Source organism: Hydrogenophaga sp. (assembly GCF_030158645.1).
In the GTDB taxonomy this organism is placed as follows: domain Bacteria; phylum Pseudomonadota; class Gammaproteobacteria; order Burkholderiales; family Burkholderiaceae_C; genus Hydrogenophaga.
Map to the genome: position 1 here is coordinate 1 of NZ_JAOASO010000127.1, position 18,891 is coordinate 18,891.

22 protein-coding genes are annotated in these 18,891 nt (G+C 69.4%); 20 read left to right on the top strand and 2 right to left on the bottom strand.

Translation table 11 applies throughout. The annotated features are described in order from the left end of the window. The 17 genes from Q1W68_RS13445 to Q1W68_RS13525 form a co-directional block, all read left to right on the top strand. Positions 1 to 816, top strand: an 816-nt coding sequence (locus Q1W68_RS13445) for an ABC transporter substrate-binding protein (protein ID WP_300716937.1), incomplete at its 5' end; no start/stop codon positions are given. Beyond that, entirely contained in the window at positions 809 to 1,372 is a 564-nt protein-coding gene (locus Q1W68_RS13450; protein WP_300650286.1) for a bifunctional adenosylcobinamide kinase/adenosylcobinamide-phosphate guanylyltransferase, read from the top strand. The genes Q1W68_RS13445 and Q1W68_RS13450, both read left to right, overlap by 8 nt. 5 nt (positions 1,373 to 1,377) lie before the next feature. Beyond that, complete coding sequence (locus Q1W68_RS13455) at positions 1,378 to 2,247, top strand: helical backbone metal receptor (protein WP_300650288.1); 870 nt, start codon at positions 1,378 to 1,380, stop codon at positions 2,245 to 2,247. Then, on the top strand, positions 2,244 to 3,248 hold the full coding sequence (locus Q1W68_RS13460) for an iron ABC transporter permease (RefSeq protein WP_300650216.1): 1,005 nt from the start codon (positions 2,244 to 2,246) through the stop codon (positions 3,246 to 3,248). Before Q1W68_RS13455 ends, Q1W68_RS13460 begins: the two co-directional genes overlap by 4 nt. A gap of 2 nt (positions 3,249 to 3,250) precedes the next feature. After that, positions 3,251 to 4,006 (top strand): ABC transporter ATP-binding protein, encoded by a 756-nt coding sequence (locus tag Q1W68_RS13465; protein ID WP_300650218.1) that lies wholly within the window; start codon positions 3,251 to 3,253, stop codon positions 4,004 to 4,006. A 17-nt stretch (positions 4,007 to 4,023) separates the two neighbouring features. Beyond that, positions 4,024 to 4,605, top strand: coding sequence for a cob(I)yrinic acid a,c-diamide adenosyltransferase (gene cobO / locus Q1W68_RS13470; RefSeq protein WP_300650220.1), 582 nt, complete (start codon positions 4,024 to 4,026; stop codon positions 4,603 to 4,605). A gap of 24 nt (positions 4,606 to 4,629) precedes the next feature. Further along, positions 4,630 to 5,640, top strand: coding sequence for a biotin synthase BioB (gene bioB, locus Q1W68_RS13475; protein WP_300650222.1), 1,011 nt, complete (start codon positions 4,630 to 4,632; stop codon positions 5,638 to 5,640). 10 nt (positions 5,641 to 5,650) lie between these two features. Then, positions 5,651 to 7,027, top strand: coding sequence for an adenosylmethionine--8-amino-7-oxononanoate transaminase (gene bioA / locus Q1W68_RS13480; protein ID WP_300650224.1), 1,377 nt, complete (start codon positions 5,651 to 5,653; stop codon positions 7,025 to 7,027). Next, complete coding sequence (bioD, locus tag Q1W68_RS13485) at positions 7,017 to 7,697, top strand: dethiobiotin synthase (protein WP_300650226.1); 681 nt, start codon at positions 7,017 to 7,019, stop codon at positions 7,695 to 7,697. Before bioA ends, bioD begins: the two co-directional genes overlap by 11 nt. A 10-nt stretch (positions 7,698 to 7,707) precedes the next feature. Continuing rightward, entirely contained in the window at positions 7,708 to 8,928 is a 1,221-nt protein-coding gene (locus Q1W68_RS13490; protein ID WP_300650229.1) for an 8-amino-7-oxononanoate synthase, read from the top strand. Beyond that, complete coding sequence (gene cbiB / locus Q1W68_RS13495) at positions 8,925 to 9,872, top strand: adenosylcobinamide-phosphate synthase CbiB (protein WP_300650232.1); 948 nt, start codon at positions 8,925 to 8,927, stop codon at positions 9,870 to 9,872. The genes Q1W68_RS13490 and cbiB overlap by 4 nt, the downstream gene beginning before the upstream one ends. Then, positions 9,869 to 10,843, top strand: coding sequence for an aminotransferase class I/II-fold pyridoxal phosphate-dependent enzyme (locus tag Q1W68_RS13500; protein ID WP_300650234.1), 975 nt, complete (start codon positions 9,869 to 9,871; stop codon positions 10,841 to 10,843). Before cbiB ends, Q1W68_RS13500 begins: the two co-directional genes overlap by 4 nt. Next, complete coding sequence (locus Q1W68_RS13505; RefSeq protein WP_300650236.1) at positions 10,840 to 12,291, top strand: cobyric acid synthase; 1,452 nt, start codon at positions 10,840 to 10,842, stop codon at positions 12,289 to 12,291. Before Q1W68_RS13500 ends, Q1W68_RS13505 begins: the two co-directional genes overlap by 4 nt. Further along, positions 12,288 to 13,337: a nicotinate-nucleotide--dimethylbenzimidazole phosphoribosyltransferase gene (gene cobT, locus Q1W68_RS13510; RefSeq protein ID WP_300650239.1), complete on the top strand. Its 1,050-nt coding sequence runs from the start codon at positions 12,288 to 12,290 to the stop codon at positions 13,335 to 13,337. Before Q1W68_RS13505 ends, cobT begins: the two co-directional genes overlap by 4 nt. Beyond that, positions 13,334 to 14,137 (top strand): adenosylcobinamide-GDP ribazoletransferase, encoded by an 804-nt coding sequence (locus Q1W68_RS13515; protein ID WP_300650242.1) that lies wholly within the window; start codon positions 13,334 to 13,336, stop codon positions 14,135 to 14,137. Before cobT ends, Q1W68_RS13515 begins: the two co-directional genes overlap by 4 nt. Then, positions 14,134 to 14,685, top strand: coding sequence for a histidine phosphatase family protein (locus Q1W68_RS13520; RefSeq protein WP_300650245.1), 552 nt, complete (start codon positions 14,134 to 14,136; stop codon positions 14,683 to 14,685). The genes Q1W68_RS13515 and Q1W68_RS13520 overlap by 4 nt, the downstream gene beginning before the upstream one ends. Positions 14,686 to 14,705: 20 nt before the next feature. Next, a complete protein-coding gene (locus Q1W68_RS13525; RefSeq protein WP_300650248.1) occupies positions 14,706 to 15,236 on the top strand; it encodes a hypothetical protein in 531 nt (176 codons plus the stop codon). 16 nt (positions 15,237 to 15,252) lie between these two features. Here the strand turns inward: Q1W68_RS13525 and nth are convergent, their stop codons facing one another. After that, positions 15,253 to 15,888 (bottom strand): endonuclease III, encoded by a 636-nt coding sequence (nth, locus tag Q1W68_RS13530; protein ID WP_300650250.1) that lies wholly within the window; start codon positions 15,886 to 15,888, stop codon positions 15,253 to 15,255. Between the two features lie 88 nt (positions 15,889 to 15,976). Between nth and Q1W68_RS13535 the strand changes: the two genes are divergently transcribed. Further along, the gene (locus tag Q1W68_RS13535) at positions 15,977 to 17,179 is read left to right on the top strand and encodes a PLP-dependent aminotransferase family protein (protein WP_300716938.1); all 1,203 of its coding nucleotides are present in this window, start codon (positions 15,977 to 15,979) and stop codon (positions 17,177 to 17,179) included. A 3-nt stretch (positions 17,180 to 17,182) separates the two neighbouring features. Here Q1W68_RS13535 and Q1W68_RS13540 read toward each other — a convergent pair whose 3' ends face one another. Continuing rightward, positions 17,183 to 17,776: a lysophospholipid acyltransferase family protein gene (locus Q1W68_RS13540; protein WP_300650254.1), complete on the bottom strand. Its 594-nt coding sequence runs from the start codon at positions 17,774 to 17,776 to the stop codon at positions 17,183 to 17,185. Positions 17,777 to 17,908: 132 nt separating this feature from the next. Here Q1W68_RS13540 and Q1W68_RS13545 point away from each other — a divergent pair, with 132 nt between their 5' ends. Together Q1W68_RS13545 and Q1W68_RS13550 are read left to right on the top strand one after the other, a co-directional pair. Beyond that, positions 17,909 to 18,676, top strand: coding sequence for an alpha/beta hydrolase (locus Q1W68_RS13545; protein ID WP_300716939.1), 768 nt, complete (start codon positions 17,909 to 17,911; stop codon positions 18,674 to 18,676). Further along, entirely contained in the window at positions 18,676 to 18,888 is a 213-nt protein-coding gene (locus tag Q1W68_RS13550) for a DUF3820 family protein (protein ID WP_300650257.1), read from the top strand. Before Q1W68_RS13545 ends, Q1W68_RS13550 begins: the two co-directional genes overlap by 1 nt. Positions 18,889 to 18,891: the final 3 nt, after the last annotated feature.

Below are 18,891 nucleotides of genomic sequence, written 5' to 3' on the forward strand. Positions count from 1 at the left end.
ACCACCCACCTCGGCCCGCAGCGCATCGTCTGCCTCACCGAAGAAACCACCGAGTGGCTCTACCTGCTCGGGCAGGAGCGCCGCATCGTCGGCATTTCGGGCTACACGGTGCGCCCGCGCCGGGCGCGCGAAGAGAAACCCAAGGTCAGCGCCTTCCTCAGCGCCAAGATCGACAAGATCCTGGCGCTGGAGCCGGACTGCGTGTTCGGTTTTTCAGATTTGCAGGCCGACATTGCGGCGCTGCTGATCCGTGCGGGTGTGCAGGTCACGGTGTTCAACCAGCGCAGCGTGGACGAGATCCATTCCATGCTGTTCCAGGTGGCGGCCATGGTCGGCTGTGCCGAGGCGGGGCTGGCCTGGATCGAGGCCAACCGCGCACAGCTCGACGGCATTCGCGAAGCGGTGGAGGCGCTGCAGGCGCAAGGCAAACGCCGACCGCGCGTGTTCTTTGAAGAGTGGGACGAGCCGCACATCAGCGGCATCCGCTGGGTCTCGGAGCTGCTGGGCATCGCGGGCGGCGACGATGTGTTTCCCGAACTCGCCACGCAGCCGCTGGGCAAGCACCGCATCATTGCCGACGGTGCCGAGATCGTGCGCCGCAATCCCGACATCGTCATCGGCTCGTGGTGCGGCAAGAAGTTCCGGCCCGAGAAAGTGGCTGCGCGCGCGGGGTGGCAGGACGTGGCGGCGGTGAAGACCGGACAGCTGTTCGAGATCAAGTCGGCCGACATCCTGCAGCCCGGGCCGGCCGCACTCACCGATGGCGTGGCGCAGATGCACCGCATCGTGTCCGACTGGATGCATGAGCATGGTTGACATCGCGCGCAGCGAATTCATTCTGGGCGGTCAGAAGAGCGGCAAGTCGCGACGCGCCGAACTGATCGCCAGACAATGGCTGGACGCCACGGTGGCGCACCGAGCGGTGCTGGTCGCCACCGGCCAGGCCTGGGACGACGAGATGCGCGAGCGCATCGCGCGACACCAGCGCGATCGCATGGTGCGCGTGCCCGGCATGGTCACGGTGGAAGAACCCCTGGCCCTGGCCGAGGTGCTGCAGCGGCACAGCGCACCGCAAACCCTGGTGGTGGTCGACTGCCTCACGCTGTGGCTCACCAACCTGCTGATGCCGGCGCATGGCGAGCCGCTGGACGCCGAAGGGCCCACCAGAGAGCTGTGTCGTGTGATCGAACGGGCCCAGGGCCCGGTGGTGCTGGTGGGCAACGAAATCGGTTTGGGCGTGATTCCGATGGGGCGCGACGTGCGCGCCTTTGTGGATGCGCTGGGTGGCTTGAACCAGTCTGTGGCGGGCGTCTGCGCACGCGTCACGCTGATGGCCGCCGGTCTGCCCTTGACATTGAAAGAGCCGGGATGAAGACCATGTCCATTCGACGCTGGCTGGGTGCTGCCGCCGTGCTGTGTTGGGCGACCGCCTTGCACGCCGCCGGCCTGCAGGTGACGGATGACCGGGGCGTGGTGGTGTCGTTGCCGCAGTCGCCGCAGCGCATCGTGTCGCTGCTGCCTTCGCTCACCGAGACCGTGTGTGAACTCGGCCAGTGCCACCGGCTGGTGGGTGTCGATCGTTATTCCAACCACCCGGCCCCGGTGCGGGACCTGCCCAAAACGGGCGGCGGCATCGACCCCAACGTCGAGGCCATCGTGGCGCTCAAGCCCGACGTGGTGCTGATGGCCACCTCGTCGCGCGGTGTGCAAAGGCTGGAGGCGTTGGGCTTGAAGGTGCTGGCCATGGAGCCCAAGAGCTCGGCGGATGCGAAACGGGTCATGGGCAAGCTGGGCCAGTTGCTGGAGGTGTCGGATGCCGATCGCATCTGGCGCGCCATCGATGCGGGTGTGATGGCAGCGGCGCAGTCGTTGCCTGCCGACGCACGTTCGCTGCGCGTGTATTACGAGGTCAGCACGGGTGGTTACGCGGCCGGCACGCAGTCGTTCATCGGCGAACTGATGGCGCGACTGGGTGTGCAGAACATCCTCACGCCCGATCTCGGCCCGTTCCCGCGCATCAACCCCGAGTACGTGGTGCGTGCCAACCCCGACCTCATCATGATCGGCGTGCGCAATGTGCAGGGCATGGCGCAGCGCCCGGGTTGGCGCGGCATGCGCGCCCTGCGCGAGCAGCGGGTGTGTGTTTTCACCGAAGCCGAATCCGACGTGCTGGTGCGCCCGGGTCCGCGCATGGCAGAAGCGGCCCGCATCATGGCGCGCTGCATCGGTGACAAAGGCCGGCGGTGAGCGGTGCGCGCCACAGCCTCTGGCTCGCCAGCGCCTTGCTGCTGGCGGCGGCGGCGGTGCTGCTGCTGGGCGCCGGCGTGGGCAGCACCGGGTTTGACAGCGTGTTGAACGCGCGCACCGACCCGGTGGCCTGGCAGATCCTGTGGGACATCCGTGTGCCTCGCACGCTGGGCGCCTGGGTGGCCGGTGGCTTGCTGGGTCTCGCCGGTGCGGTGGCGCAGGGCCTGTTCCGCAACCCGCTGGCCGACCCCTACCTGCTGGGCAGCGCCTCGGGCGCAGCACTCGGTGTGGCCTTGGCGCTGGCCTTGTTCGGCACCTCGCCGTTTGCCACGCAGTGGCTGGTGCGCCTGGGCCTGACCAGCGCAGCCTTCGCCGGTGCGGTGCTCGGCGTGGTGCTCACGCTGGCGCTGGCCAAGGGCGTGCAGCACACGCTGCGCCTGCTGCTGGCCGGTGTGATCGTGGGGGTGGTGCTGGGTGCCGGGCGCGACCTGGTCACCATCGCTTCGCCCGACACCTTGCAGGCCATGCAGGGCTTCATGCTGGGCAGCACCGGTTTTGTGGGCTGGGCGGCGTGCGGTGTGATGGCCGCGATGTTGTTGGTCACCGTGTTGGTGGCGGCCTCGCTGGGGCGCGTGCTCGACGGCCTGGCCCTGGGCGAGGCCACGGCACTCAGCCTGGGTTTGCCGCTGGGCGCCGTGCGTGGTGTCCTGGTGGCCGTGCTGGCGCTGGCCACCGGTGCGGCCGTCGCGCAAACCGGCTTGATCGCATTCGTGGGCCTGGCCTCGCCGCACCTGGTGCGCTCCATCGTCAAGACCACACACGCCCGACTGCTGGTGTTGAGTGCCTTGATGGGCGGCCTGTTGCTGATGGCCGCCGACGTGCTCGCGCGCTGGATCATCGCGCCCCAGGAGTTGCCCGTGGGCGTGCTCACCGCCGTGCTCGGCGGCAGCTATTTGTTGTGGCTGATGCACCGGCGGCGCCGGCCGGGGGGTGGGCTGTGACCATGGCGCTCAAGACCCAGGGTGTCGGGGTGGCGCTGGGCGACACCCTGGTGCTGCACGGCATCGACGTGTCTTTCATGGCCTCGCGCTGGACCAGCGTTGTCGGACCGAACGGCGCGGGCAAGTCGACCTTGCTGAAAGCGTTGGCGGGCCTGCTGCCGCACAGCGGTCAGGTGCTGCTGATGGACCGGCCGCTGGCACAGTGGCGCGGTCGCGAGCGCGCGCGCTGCCTGGCCTGGCTGGGTCAGGGCGAACAGGGTGCGGACGACCTCAGCGTGTGGGACGTGGCCATGCTCGGTCGCTTGCCGCACCAGCCCTGGCTCGCCACGCCTTCGCACGCCGACCGCGTGGCCGTGGAGCAGGCCTTGCGCGCCACCCAGGCCTGGGACTGGCGCGAGCGGCCGCTCGGCGCGCTCTCCGGCGGCGAGCGCCAGCGCGTGCTGCTGGCCCGTCTGCTGGCGGTGGACGCCGATGTGCTGCTGATGGACGAACCCCTGGCCAACCTCGATCCGCCCCACCAGGCCGACTGGCTGCTGCTGGTGCGCGAGCTGGTCGGGCGCGGCAAGACCGTGGTGAGCGTGCTGCACGAGATCGGCATGGCGCTGCACGCCGACCGGATGGTGGTGATGGCGCAAGGCCGGATGGTGCACCAGGGCGCCTGCGAAGATCCGCGGACCCACCAGGCGCTGGAAGACGTTTTTGACCACCGCATCGCCATCCATCCCCTGGGCGACCAGTGGGTGGCGGTGCCCCGTTGACTTTTTGGAGACCGCTGATGCAGATCGAATCACCCCCCACCGACAAGCGCTACGAGAAGCCCGAAGGTGAACGCCGCGGCCTGGTCATCGTCCACACCGGCGACGGCAAGGGCAAGAGCACGGCGGCGTTTGGTCTGGCGCTGCGGGCGTTTGGCCGCACGCATGTGCACGGCAAGCTCGTGAAAGTCTTTCAGTTCATGAAAGTGCCTTCGGCGCGTTTTGGCGAGCACCGCGTGTTCGAACAGCTCGGTTTGCCGATCGAAGGGCTGGGGGATGGGTTCAGCTGGAAGAGCCAGGACCTGGAGCATTCGGCCCAGCTGGCGCGCGACGGGTGGCTGAAAGCCCGGGACGCGATCCTGAATGGTGAATACTTCATGGTCACGCTCGACGAGCTGACCTACCCGCTGATCTACGGCTGGCTGCCGCTCGACGAGGTCTTGCAGACGCTGCGCGACCGACCCCGCCACGTGCACGTGGTGATCACCGGGCGTCGCTGCCCGCCCGAGATCATCGAGCTGGCCGACACCGTGACCGAGATGACCCTGGTGAAACACGCGTTCAAGGCGGGCATTCCCGCCCAGCGCGGCATCGAAGATTGACCCTGTTCCCGAAAGAAGAGAACCATGACCACGACCACCCTGAACGAACAACCCGTGCGCCTCGTGCCACGTCCGCCTGTTGCCGCCGCGACGACCGAACGCTGGTCGGTCGACGATGTGGCCGCGCTGTTTGATTTGCCGTTTTCCGAGCTGATCCACCGCGCGCAAACCGTGCACCGCGAGCACTTTGACCCGACCGAGGTCGAGCTCGCGACGCTGCTGTCGGTGAAGACCGGCGGCTGCCCCGAAGACTGCGGCTACTGCCCGCAATCGGTGCACTTCGACACCGGCCTGGAAGCCGGCAAGCTCATGGGCGTGGCCGCGGTGCGCGAAGCCGCGCAACGTGCGAAACAGGCGGGCGCCACGCGCTTCTGCATGGGCGCGGCCTGGCGCGCGCCCAAAGACCGCGACGTGGATGCCGTGGCCGAGCTCGTGCGCGCCGTGAAAGAAGAAGGCCTGGAAGCCTGCGCCACGCTGGGCATGCTCAACGAAGGCCACGCCGAAACCCTGCGCGACGCCGGTCTGGACTACTACAACCACAACCTGGACAGCGCGCCCGACTTCTACGGCGAGGTGATCACCACGCGCGACTACCAGGACCGCCTGGACACGCTGGAGCGCGTGCGCGGCGCGGGCGTGAAGGTCTGCTGCGGCGGCATCGTGGGCATGGGCGAATCGCGCCGCCAGCGCGCCGCGCTCGTGGCCCAGCTCGCCAACCTCGCGCCCGACTACCCCGAGTCCGTGCCGATCAACAACCTGGTGAAGGTGCAAGGCACGCCGCTGGCCGACCAGCCCGACCTGGACCCGCTGGAGTTCGTGCGCACCATCGCGGTGGCGCGCATCACCATGCCGCGCGCCCGCGTGCGCCTGTCGGCCGGGCGCCAGCAGATGAGCGAAGCGGTGCAGGCCCTGTGTTTCCTGGGCGGTGCCAACTCCATTTTTTACGGCGAGAAGCTGCTCACCACCGGCAACCCCGATGTGGCGGCCGACATGAACCTGCTGGCCAAGCTGGGTCTGCGGGCACGCCGCGCCTGAGGCCAACGCCATGTCGGTCAACGAAGCCTGGCGCCAGCGCAGCCTCGCGGCGGTCTGGCACCCGTGCACACAGATGAAGCTGCACGCGCCGGCTGGTGCGGCCTTGCCGCTGGTTCCCGTGGCGCGCGCCGAGGGCGTGTGGCTGCACGACCATGAGGGCCACCGCTACCTGGATGCGATCAGCTCCTGGTGGGTCAACTTGTTCGGCCACAACCACCCCGCCATCCGCGCTGCACTCATCGACCAGCTCCACACGCTGGACCACGTGATGCTTGCCGGCTTCACCCACGCGCCGGTGGTCGATCTGTCCGAACGCCTGTCCGCCCTGACCGGGTTGGGCCATGCCTTCTACGGCAGCGACGGCGCCAGCGCCACCGAAATCGCGCTCAAGATGAGCGCGCACCACTGGCGCAATGCCGGGCGTGCGCGCAAGAACCGCTTCGTCGGCGTGGCCGGCGGTTACCACGGCGAGACCGTGGGCGCGTTGGCCGTGACCGACATCGCGCTGTTTCGCGAGGCTTACGCGCCGCTGGTGCGGTTGGGCGCCACCGTGCCCAGCCCCGATGCCCGCGCGGCCGGGCCGGGCGAGTCGGCTGCGGACGTGGCCGAACGCGCTGCGGCGGCGCTGGCCGAGTGGCTGGCCGAACACCACGAGGACACGGCGGCGCTGATCGTCGAGCCGCTGGTGCAGTGCGCCGCCGGCATGGCCATGCACGATGCCGTGTACTTGCAGCGCGCACGCGAACTCTGCGACCGTTATCAGGTGCACCTGGTGCTCGATGAGATCGCGGTGGGGTTCGGGCGCACCGGCACGCTGTTTGCCCACCAGCAAGCCGGCATCCGGCCCGACTTCCTGTGCCTCTCCAAAGGCCTGACCGGTGGCACGCTGCCGCTGTCGGTGGTGCTCACCACCGACGCGGTGTACGCCGCCTTCTACGACGACCAGGTCGCGCGCGGCTTCCTGCATTCGCACAGCTACACCGGCAACCCGCTGGCCTGCCGCGCGGCGCTGGCCACGCTGGACCTGTTCGAGCAGACGGATGCGCTTCGCCACAACGTGGGCACCGGCGAGCGCCTGGCCGCGCAGTTTGCGCCGCTGTCCAGCCACCCCCGTGTGCGCCACGCACGGCGCCAGGGAATGATCTTCGCTTGGGACGTGAGCAGCAGCCTGCCCGACTTTGCCCGCCGCTACGCCCGCCATGCGCTTGAGCAGGGCCTGCTGCTGCGCCCCATCGGCCACACGCTGTACGCGATGCCGCCGTACGTCATCGACGAAGCCGAAGGTGCCTTTCTGGCTGCGGGCGCGTTGGCCGCGCTGCAGGCCGCGCTGGCCGAAGAAGCGCCCACCGGCGCGCTCGCCCTCGAAGGGGTGTGCGATGGCGTTTGACGGCTGCTTCGTCACCGGCACCGACACCGGGGTGGGCAAGACGCTGGTGAGTGCGGCCTTGCTGCACACGCTGGCGCGCCACCACCGGCGCGTGGTCGGCATGAAGCCGGTGGCGGCCGGGTTGATCGAGCACGCTGGCCAATGGGTCAGCGAAGACGTGCTCGCGCTGCGCGCGGCGTCCACCTTGACCGTGCCCGCCGCACTCGACAACCCGGTGGCTTTGCCCGACCCCCTGGCGCCTCACATCGCGGCCGAGCGGGCAGGGCGGTCCGTGACCGTGGCCGGCCTGCTCGCGGCGCACCGAGAGCTGCAGGCCATGGCCGACGTGGTGGTGGTCGAAGGTGCCGGCGGCTGGCGCGTGCCGGTCAACGACCGCGAGACCCTGGCCGACTTGGCCCGTGCCATCGGTGCGCCCGTGGTGCTGGTGGTCGGCCTGCGCCTGGGGTGCCTGAACCACGCGCTGCTGAGCGCCGAGGCCATCCGCGCCGACGGTCTGCAGCTGGCGGGCTGGGTGGCGAATGCGGTGGACCCCGACATGCCTTGCCGCGATGAAAACGTGCACGCCTTGTGCCAACGCCTGCCCGCGCCGCTGCTGGGCACCGTGGCCTGGCACACCGGATCGCCCGACGCGCGCCAGATCGCGCTGCAACTGCCCCCTGGGTGGCACTGAAGGAACGACCGTGAGCTGGCTGAATGAATTCGACGACCGACTGGCCGCGCTGGATGCCCAGTCGCTGCGCCGCCGCCGCCGCGAGGTGGTGCCTGAACAGGGCGCCCGCCTCAACGTCGATGGCGAATCGCTGCTGGCCTTCTGCAGCAACGACTACCTGGGCCTGTCGCAGGCGCCCGAGCTGCGCGAGGCGGTGCGCACCGCGGTGGACCACTACGGCGTGGGTGCAGGTGCGTCGCCCATGGTCAGCGGCCACAGCGTGGCCAATGCCGCGCTGGAGCGCGAACTGGCCGGGGCCGTGGGCCTGCCGCGCGCGCTGTATTTCTACGCGGGTTACGCCACCAACGCGAGCATCGTGCCGGCGCTGGTGGGCGAGGGCGATGCGCTGTTCTCCGACGCGCTGAACCACGCCTGCCTGATCGATGGCGCGCGCTTGTCCAAAGCCGTCGTGCACCGCTACCGCCATGCCGACCTGCGGCAGCTCGACGCGTTGCTGGCGGCCAGCCCGGCGCGCCGCAAGCTGGTGCTCAGCGACGCGGTGTTCAGCATGGACGGCGACGTCGCCGACATCGCCACCTTGCACGCGCTGTGCGAGCGGCACGACGCGCTGCTCTTGCTGGACGACGCGCACGGCTTCGGCGTGCTCGGGCCGCAAGGCCGTGGCGCGCTGGCCGCCGTTGGCCTCACGGGCGCTGGCGCTTCACCGCGCGTGCTTTACATGGCCACGCTGGGCAAGGCGCTGGGCGTGGCGGGTGCGTTCGTGGCCGGGCCCGATCGTCTGGTGGAGTGGCTGCTGCAGAAAACCCGCAGCTACACCTACGCCACCGCCGCGCCGGCCTTGCTGGCCGAGGCGGTGCGGGCGAGCCTGCGTTGCGTGCTGGGGGCCGACGGCGAGCACCGGCGCCAGCAGCTGCGGGCGCGCATTGCGCAACTGCGCACGGGCCTCGCGCCGGGCGCGGATGGGCGCATCGACGCGGCTGGCTGGACCTTGATGCCTTCCGACACCGCCATTCAGCCGCTGGTGATCGGCGACAACGAGACCGCGCTGTCCGTGATGGCCGCGTTGCGCGATCAGGGCCTGTGGGTGCCCGCGATCCGCCCGCCGACGGTGCCGGCGGGCACGGCGCGGCTGCGCATCGCGCTGTCGGCCGCACACGACGCTGCAGACGTGGACACGCTGTTGCGCGCGCTGCGCATGGCGGCGGCCCGCACCGCCATGGCCACCGCATGACGGTGTTGCCCGCTGCCATGGTGCTGGCCCTGCTGATCGACCGCTGGTGGGGCGAGCCGCCGGTGCGCTGGCACCCGGTGGTGTGGATGGGGCTGGGCCTGGACGCCATGGGCCGGCGCATCGCGCCCGCAGCCGGGCAAGGCGTGCGCCCCAACGGGCGGCTGTTTCTGGCGGGCGCCCTGGCGTGGACCGTGGGAGCCGGGGTGGTGGTGCTGGTCGCCTGGGTGGCCGCATGGGCCTTGGGTCAAACACCTTGGTGGGTGCAGGCCCTGGCCCTGGGCGTGCTGCTCAAGCCGATGCTGGCCTGGCGCATGCTGCGCGACGAGGTGCGGGCGGTGGAAACGGCGCTGGGCGAATCGCTGGCGGCGGGGCGCGAGCGGCTCTCGTGGCTGGTGAGCCGTGACGTGAACGCGCTCGACGCTTCGCAGGTGCGCGAGAGCGCCATCGAGTCGCTGGCCGAAAACCTCAACGATTCGGTGGTGGCACCGCTGTTCTGGTTCGCGATCGCGGGCCTGCCGGGCGCTGCGCTGTACCGGTTCGCCAACACGGCCGACGCCATGTGGGGCTATCGCGGCGAACGTCACGGCCGCGACTGGACCTGGGCCGGCAAATGGGCCGCGCGGGCCGACGACGTGTTGTCGTGGCTGCCGGCCCGCATCACCGGCGCCTTGCTGGGGGTGATGGGTGCGGCGCGTGGCCTGCACACACTGCCGGCCCAGGCCGGTCGCACGCCATCGCCCAACAGCGGCTGGCCCATGGCGGCGATGGCGCTGGCGCTCGACGTGCGGCTGGGCAAGCCCGGCGTGTACGAATTGCACAGCCTGGGTCGCAGCCCCCAGGCGGACGACACTGCGCAGGCGCTGCGGCTCGCCGGCCGCGTGGTGGCCCTGCTCGGTGCCGCCGCCCTGTTGTGGGCCGCGCTGGCCTGGAGGTTTGCACCATGACGATCACGCACGGCGGGCCCGACGCCCTGGGCGTGCCCCGCTGGGACTTCTCCACCAACGCCAACGCCTGCGGCCCCTGTCCGAGCGCGCTCACCGCCGTGCAGCGGGCCGACGCGCGCCACTACCCCGACCCCGCGTACACGGCCCTGCGCGAATCGCTGGCGGCCTTTCATGCGGTGGACGCCGCGCGCATCGTGCTGGCGGGCAGTGCCAGCGAATTCATCGGCCGCTTCACCGCCTGGGTGGCGCGCGAGGGCGGTCAGCGGATCTGGCTGCCGGCGCTGGCCTATGGCGACTGCACCCGCGCCGCACAGGCCTGGAAGTTCGAGCGCGTGCCAGCCCCGGCGCGTGCCCATCTCGCCTGGTTGTGCGAGCCATCGAGCCCGCTCGGCCAGGCCGAGGCGGTGGCGCAGGACGCCGTTGCATCGGGCGCGCGGGTGGTGCTCGACCGAGCCTACGAACCACTGCGCCTGAGCGGCCGTTGCAGCCTCGAACCGGCGGCGCTTCAGCAGGTGTGGCAGCTCTGGACGCCCAACAAGGCCATGGGCCTGACGGGGGTGCGCGGCGCCTACGCCATCGCGCCCGAGCGCGCTGTGGCCGAGGCGCGCGCGCTGGATCAGCTGGCGCCGTCGTGGCCGCTGGGCGCTCACGCCGTGGCGCTGCTCGACGCCTGGGTCTCGCCCACCGCGCAGCACTGGCTGGCGCAGAGCCTGGAGACGCTGCGCGACTGGAAGACCGGGCAGCTGGACCTGCTCAACCACCTGGGCTGGACCGTGTTGCCGAGCGACGCCAACTACCTGTGCGCCGCGCCGCCGCGCCCGCTGGATGCGGTGGCGTTGCGCGCGGCCGGCATCAAGCTGCGCGACACCACGTCCTTTGGCCTGCCGGACCATTGGCGCCTGGGTGTGTTGCCGCCCAAGGCGCAGGCGGCCTTGCGCGCCGCCTTGCAGTGCGCGGAGGTCGTTCAGTGACCGCGCGCTGCGTGATGGTGCTGGGCACGACCAGCGGTGCGGGCAAGAGCTGGCTCACCACCGCGCTGTGCCGACACTACGCGCGGCAAGGCTTGAAAGTGGCTCCGTTCAAGGCTCAAAACATGAGCAACAACGCAAGGGTGGTGGCCGGCGGCGAAATTGGCTCGGCCCAATACTTTCAATCGCTGGCAGCACAAGCCGAGCCCGAAGTCCGCATGAACCCGCTGCTGCTCAAGCCCGAGGCCGACACGCGCAGCCAGGTGGTGCTGATGGGGCAGGTGAACGAGGCCTTGTCGAACATGCCGTGGCGCGGCCGCAGCCTGCACGTGTGGCCGCAGATCGCCGCTGCGCTCGATGCCTTGCGGGAAGAAAACGACGTGGTGGTGATCGAAGGCGCGGGCTCGCCGGCCGAGATCAACCTGCACGCCAGCGACATCGTGAACATGCGCGTCGCGCTGCAGGCGCAGGCACGCTGCCTGCTCGTGAGCGACATCGACCGTGGCGGCGCCTTCGCCCACCTCTACGGGACCTGGGCGCTGCTGCCACCGGAGGAGCGCACCCTGATTCACGGCTTCGTGCTCAACAAGTTTCGCGGCGACGCCAGCCTGCTGGCGCCCGCGCCGCAAATGCTGCAAGACCTCACCGGCGTGCCCACGGTGGCCACGCTGCCGATGTGGTGGCAACACGGCCTGCCGGAGGAAGACGGCATCTTCGATGACAGGACACGTGCATCAGGCGCCGTGAGCAAGAGCGTGGCGGTGATTGCCTACCCCCGCATCAGCAACCTGGACGAATTTCAGCCACTCAAGAATGTACCGGGCGTGCGGCTGGTCTGGGCGCGCGCGCCGGCCGACTGTGCGGGCGCCGACTGGATCGTGCTGCCCGGCAGCAAGGCCACCGCAGCCGATCTCGCCTGGCTGCGCACGCAGGGCCTGGACCGTGCGATCGCCGCGCACGCTGCGCAGGGTGGGGCGGTGCTGGGCGTGTGCGGCGGCCTGCAGATGCTGGGTGAGGCGCTGATCGACACGCACGGCATCGACGGGAACGCCCCCGGCCTCGGCCTGCTGCCGCTGGTGACGCAGTTCGACTTGCAAAAGACCGTGCGCCACACCCACACCACCTTCGCCGACCTGCGTGGCACCTGGGCCTCGCTCTCAGGCGTGGCCGCCGCCGGCTACGAGATCCACCACGGCCAGACCGCGCAACACCCCGCCATGGCCGCGGGTGGCGACGTGGCGCGCGAGGTGTTGCCCGAAGGCCTGGGCTGGCAGAACGCCGCAGGCAACGTGCTCGGCGTTTATCTGCACGGTCTGTTCGAAGACCCGCGCGTGCTGCAGGCACTCTTTGGCGCCAGCGCGCCCACGCTGGAGACCGTGTTCAACGGTCTGGCCGACTTCATCGAAACCCACTTCGAGCCCGGCGTGCTCGATCAACTCATCGCACCATGAACACGAACATGCTCGACCTCAGCCAACCCGAACTCGCCCAGACCCTGCAGCGCGCGCTGGACAACAAGACCAAGCCGCTGGGTTCGCTCGGCCGCATCGAAGCGCTGGCGCAGCGCATCGGCCTGATCCTGGGCACGACGGCGCCCGTGCTGCAGGCGCCACAGATGCTGGTGTGCGCGGCTGACCACGGGCTGGCGGCGCGCGGCGTCTCCGCCTTTCCGAGCGATGTGACCTGGCAGATGGTGGAAAACTTCCTGGCCGGCGGCGCGGCGGTGAGCGTGCTCGCGCGCCAGCACGGCATCGGTCTCACGGTGGTGGACTGCGGTGTGAAGCACGACTTCGCGCCGCGCGACGGCTTGTTGATCAGGAAGATCGCCCACGGCACAGCCGACGCGCTCGAAGGCCCGGCCATGAGCGCCGCGCATTGCGCGCAGGCCATCGCCAACGGCCGCGAGGTGTTGCAGGGCCTCCCGGGCAACGCCTTGCTGCTGGGCGAGATGGGCATCGGCAATACCTCGGCCGCGTCGATGCTGCTCGCGCGTCTGGCCGGCTTGGACGTGGCCGAAGTCACCGGCGCGGGCACCGGGCTGGACGCAGCGGCCGTGCAACGCAAGATCGGCATCCTGCGCGAGGTGCTGGCGCGCCACGCCGACGCCAAGGCGCCGCTGGATGCGCTCGCGGCGTTCGGCGGTTTCGAGATCGCCACGCTGGTGGGCGCGGTACTCCAGGCTGCCGAGGAGCGGCGCGTGATCATGGTGGACGGTTTCATCGCCACCTCGGCCGTGCTGGTGGCCAGCCATCTGCAGCCGCACGTGTTGCAGCGCTGCGTGTTCGCGCACCGATCCGGCGAGCGCGGCCACGCCCTCATGCTCGCCCACCTCAAGGCCGAGCCGCTGCTCGATCTGGGCCTGCGCCTGGGCGAAGGCTCCGGCGCGGCACTGGCCTGGCCCCTGCTGGTGAGCGCGTGTGCGCTGCTGCGCGAGATGGCGAGCTTTGAAGCGGCGGGAGTGTCGCGCAGCGACGAGGCCGCTCCTGCGCGCGCATGACGCAGTTCGTCCGTCACTTCCTGCTGGCGCTGCAGTTCTTCACCCGCATCCCGGTGACGGGGCGGCTGGCCGACTGGGTGGGCTTCAGCCCGGGCATGTTGCGCGCCAGCGCCGCGCACTTCCCCGGCGTGGGCTGGATCGTGGGCGGGCTCACGTCGGGATTGTTCTGGGGCCTGTTGCTCCTCTTGCCGCCGGTGCCCGCCGCGCCTTGGGTGGCGGCGATCGCGAGCACCGTGTTCGGTGTGCTGCTCACCGGCGCGTTTCACGAGGACGGCCTGGCCGATCTGGCCGACGGGTTGGGCGGCAGCATGGACCGCACGCGCGCGCTGGACATCATGAAGGACTCCCGCATCGGCAGCTATGGCGCGATCGCACTGGTGCTGGCGGTGCTGGCCAAGGTGGCGCTGCTGGCCATGCTGGCGCAGGCGGACCCGTGGCTGGCGGTGGCGGCGCTGTTCGCGGCGCACGTCACCTCGCGCACGGTGCCGCTGATCGTGATCCGCACCTTGCCGCACGTGGGTGACACGCCGCAATCGAAAAGCAAACCGCTGGCCGAGAGCATCGGCAGTGGCGGTCTCGCCGCGGGCCTGCTGTGGTGGGCGCTGGCGATGTTGCTCGTGGTGTGGCTGCTGCCGGCGGCGCCGTGGACGCAGGCCGTGCTCGGCGCGTTGGTCGGTCTGGCCTGGATGTGGCGCCTGCTGCGGCGCCGGCTGCAGGGTTTCACCGGCGATGGGCTGGGCGCCACGCAGCAGGTGAGCGAGGTGCTCTTTTACCTGGGCCTGGCCCTCTCGATGTCATGAAGCTCTGGCTGCTGCGCCACGCGCGCGTGTTGCTGCCCGAAGGGCTGTGCTACGGCTCCAGCGACGTGCCGGCCGACACCGCGCTCACACGCGAAGCGGCGCAGGCCTTCGCGCCGCTGCCGCCAGCGGGTACGCCAGTGTGGGTGTCGGGCCTGTTGCGTGCCCAGCAGATGGCGGGCGCCCTGCAGGCCGTGCGGCCCGATCTGGGTGCCGCGCGCATGGACACGCGCCTGAACGAGATGGACTTTGGCGACCGGGAACTGCAGCGCTGGGACGCCATGCCGCGCAGCGCTTTCGACGCGTGGATGGCCGACTTCGCGCACCACCGCTTCGGTGGCGCCGAGAGCACGCAGATGCTGCTCGACCGCGTGGCTGCCGCGCTCGCCGATCTGCGACCGGCAAAAACCACCGACGTGGTGTGGGTCACGCACGCCGGTGTGATCCGCGCGGTGCATCACATCGTGGCCAGCGGGGTGCACATCGGTGATGTGGCCCAATGGCCGAAAGACGCGCCCGAGCCGGGTGGCTGGACTTCGCTGTCTCTCTGAACCCTTCCGACCGCCACACCATGACCCAGAGCTCCATGTCCACACGCCGCCAGATCATGGCCGTGGCGATGCTGGTGCTCGCGCTCATCGGCGGCCTGGTGCGCTGGTTCGCGCCACAGCCTTCGCTGGCGCGCGATGTGGGCTCGTTGCTGATGGTGCTGTGGCTGCCCATCGTGGGCAACGTCATCGGGTGGTTGATGCAGCGCGCGCGGGCGCCGCAACACCAACCGCCAGGCTTCGCGGCCTGCACGCCTTTCGAGCCCCACGCCCGCATCGAACTCACGCTGCTGGCGGCCGACACGCCCCGGCTCAGCCGGCCGATCCGCGCGGGGTATTTCGACGGTGCCTTGGTGGTCGGTTCCGAGGGATTCACCACCCGTCTGGCGGTGCCGCCGGAGGGAGAGCCGGTGCCCGAAACGCCGTGCACGCTGGCGGTTCAGTTCCTGCGCCCCGAGTTGGCCCTGGCCCAGCTCACAGAGGGCACCAGGTTCGCCTTGCTCGCTGGCCGTACCGTGCTTGGCACGGGCTCGGTGTTGCCGCTGGAACGCTGAGCCGACCGGCGCTTTTTCAGGCCTGGGTCTTTCCCTTGAAATCGCAGTACGCCGCCACCGCGCACTTGGGGCACAAGGGCTTGCGCGCCTGGCACACGTAGCGCCCGAGCAGGATGAGCCAGTGGTGCGAGTCCACCGCGTAGGCCGCGGGCACGCGTTTCATCAGTTGCGTCTCGACCTGCAGCGGGTTCTTGCCCGGCGCCAGACCGGTGCGGTTGCTCACGCGAAAGATGTGCGTGTCCACCGCCATGGTGGGCTGGCCAAAGGCCACGTTCAGGACCACGTTGGCCGTCTTGCGGCCCACGCCGGGCAGGGCTTCGAGCGCTTCGCGGTTGCGCGGCACCTCGCCGCCGTGTTGTTCCACCAACATGCGGCAGGCTTCCATCAGGTGCCTGGCCTTGCTGCGGTACAGGCCGATGGTCTTGATGTAGCCCTCCAGACCCTCCAGCCCGAGGGCCAGGATCTTCTGCGGTGTGTTCGCCACCGGGAACAGCTTGCGCGTGGCCTTGTTCACGCCCACGTCGGTGGCCTGGGCCGACAGCAGCACGGCGGCCAGCAGTTCGAACACGCTGGTGTATTCCAGTTCGGTCTGCGGGTGCGGATTGGCGGCCTGGAGGGTGGCGAAAAAGGCTTCGATCTGGGTGGTTTTCATGGTCGAAGTCTAGCCATCCGGGCGACTTCGGCAGATTTGGGGACAATGCAGGGCTGTTTCATTTCGCTCTGCCCGACGAGACCCCGCCATGCCCTTCACCATCCCCTTCGCCGACCGCCTCAACAACGTTGAAACCTCCGCCATCCGCGAACTCTTCAAGCTGCTGGGCAGGCCCGGCATCATCAGTTTTGCGGGCGGCTTCCCCGACAGCGCGCTGTTCGATGTGGACGGCATCCGCGAGGCGGTGAACACCGCGCTGTCTGAAGAGCCCGGCGCAGCGCTGCAGTACGGCGCCACCGAGGGCCACCAGCCGCTGCGCGAACAGATCGCCAGCTTCATGGCCAGCAAGGGTGTGAGCGGTGTGCCGGCCAACGACCTGATCGTCACCACCGGCAGCCAGCAGGGCCTGGACCTGCTGGGCAAGACGCTGATTTCACCCGGCGACAAGGTGATCGTCGAAGGCCCTACGTTTCTGGCCACCATCCAGTGTTTCCGTCTGTATGGCGCCGAACTCATCACGGTGCCGGTGGACGGCGAGGGCACGCAGACCGACAAACTGGAACAGCTGATCGCCGAGCACAAGCCGAAGTTCGTCTACCTCATCCCCACGTTCGGCAACCCCAGCGGCGCGCTCATGAGCCTGGATCGGCGCAAGGCGGTGCTGGCCATGGCGGTCAAACACAACACGCTGATCGTGGAAGACGATCCGTATGGCGACTTGTACTTTGGTGAGGCGCCACCGCCCAGCCTGCTGGCCTTGAGCGCGGACGTGCCCGGCAGCCGTGAACGGCTGGTGCATTGCGGCAGCTTGAGCAAGGTGCTCAGCCCCGGCCTGCGCGTGGGCTGGATGGTCGGCCCCGCCGAGCTGCTGGCCAAAGCCACCATGTGCAAACAGTTCAGCGACGCCCACACCAGCACCTTTGCGCAGGCCACGGCCGCGCAGTACCTCAAGGCCGGGCGCATGCCCGCCACGCTGGCCAAGGTGCGGCAGGTGTACGCCGAGCGCGCCACCACCATGGGCAACGCTCTGCGTCGCGAACTGGGTGATGCCATCGAGTTCGTGCAGCCACAGGGCGGTCTGTTCATCTGGGCGCGGCTCACGGGCGCGGGTGGCAAGGTCGCCGAGGGCGCCGAACTGGCCCGCCGCGCGATCGACAAGGGTGTGGCCTTCGTGCCGGGCGCGCCGTTCTACGCCCGCAACCCCGACCCGTCCACCCTGCGCCTGAGCTTTGCCACTGTGGGTCTGGAGAAGATCGAAGAGGGCGTGGGCCGCCTCGCGCAAGCCCTCTGAAATTCAGTCGGTCGACTCGAACTGCGCCGCGTTCTTCCCCTTGAAGGGCGCGTAGAACGCCTTGATCGCGGCCATGTCGGCCTCCACATCGCCGGTGGGTTCGAACAGCGGACCCAGGCCGCTGATCTTGCGCTCGTAGTCCATGTACGCCATGACGATCGGCACCTGGGCTTCGCGGGCGATGTAGTAGAAGCCGGTCTTCCAGTACCGCGTCTTGCTGCGCGTGCCCTCGGGCGGCACGATGAGCTGCAGCGGGCCATCGGCCTCACGAATCGCCTTGGCCGAGGCGGCGACCAGATTCGTGGACTGCTCGCGGTTGACCGAAATCCCGCCAAGCCAGCGCATGACCCCGCCAAACGGCGCACGGAAGATGCTTTTTTTGCCCATCCAGCGGATGTTGAGCCGCAGGGCAAAAGCCACCATCAAGGTGTAGGGCAGGTCCCAGTTGCTGGTGTGAGGCGCTGCGATCAGCACGCTGCGCGCGGCGTGCGCGGGCAGGGCCCCTTCCACACGCCAGCCGGTGAGTTTCAGAAATCCGATCGAGAAGGCGCGCAGCAGCGTGTTGAAGACGGGTGTGGTGAAGATCGTGCGTTGCATGGCAGGGAGTATCGGCGAGAGACCCGCGGTAACATCCGCGCGCGCCCACCCACCGGAGTCCACATGCACCAGCCCATCCAGATCGCCGGCACCGACGTGTGGCTGGACGGCGAAGGTCCGCACACTGTGGTGATGCTGCACGGCTGGCCCGATTCCCCCGCGCTGTGGGACAGTTCGGTGGCAGCCCTGAAAGCAGGCTACCGCTGCGTGCGTTTTCATCTGCCTGGCCATCAACTTGGAAAACCATCGCAGCCGTTGTCGGTGGTGGACACGACCGATCTGATCAGAACCATCGTCGACACGGTGAGCCCGGTCCAGCCGGTCACGCTGTTGCTGCACGACTGGGGTTGCCTGTTCGGCTATGAATTTGCTGCCCGCCATCCGCATCGGGTGGCGCGGGTGATCGGTGTCGACATCGGTGACACCGGCTCGGACGGGTACCTGGCGTCGCTCGGCGCACGGCAAAAACTGATGATCGCAGGCTACCAGTGGTGGCTGGCGACGGCCTGGCGTCTGGGTCCTTGGGCGCCGGCCCTGGCCAACCGCATGACCCGTTTCATGGCGCGCGCGCTCGGCTGCCGCAACGATCCTGAGCGCGTGGTCTGGCAGATGAACTACCCCTACGCCATGCAATGGTGGGGCGCTCTGGGCGGGCTGCGAGGTGTGCTTCCGGTGGAGCGGCTGCTTGGCGAGCACATGCCGGCGCTCTACCTGTATGGCCGGTGCAAACCGTTCATGTTCCATTCGCCCGGTTGGCTTGAGCAGCTGGCCCGGTCCCCGGGTTGCGCGGTGCACGCGCTGGAGACCGGTCACTGGGTCATGGGACACAAACCTGCGGAGTTCAACGCCATCGTGCGAGCGTGGCTGGACCAAGCCACCCGCACGGGGACGGCTGTCTGATGAAACCCGAAGATCTCGAACGCCTGCTCACCGTGGAAATGCCGTTCGGCAAACACAAGGGCCGCCTGATTGCGGACCTGCCGGGCAACTACCTCAACTGGTTTGCGCGGGAGGGGTTTCCCAAGAGCGAGGTGGGCCGACTGCTGCAGCTCATGCACGAGATCGACCACAACGGGCTGGGCGATCTGCTCACGCCATTGCGGCGCCGCTGAACG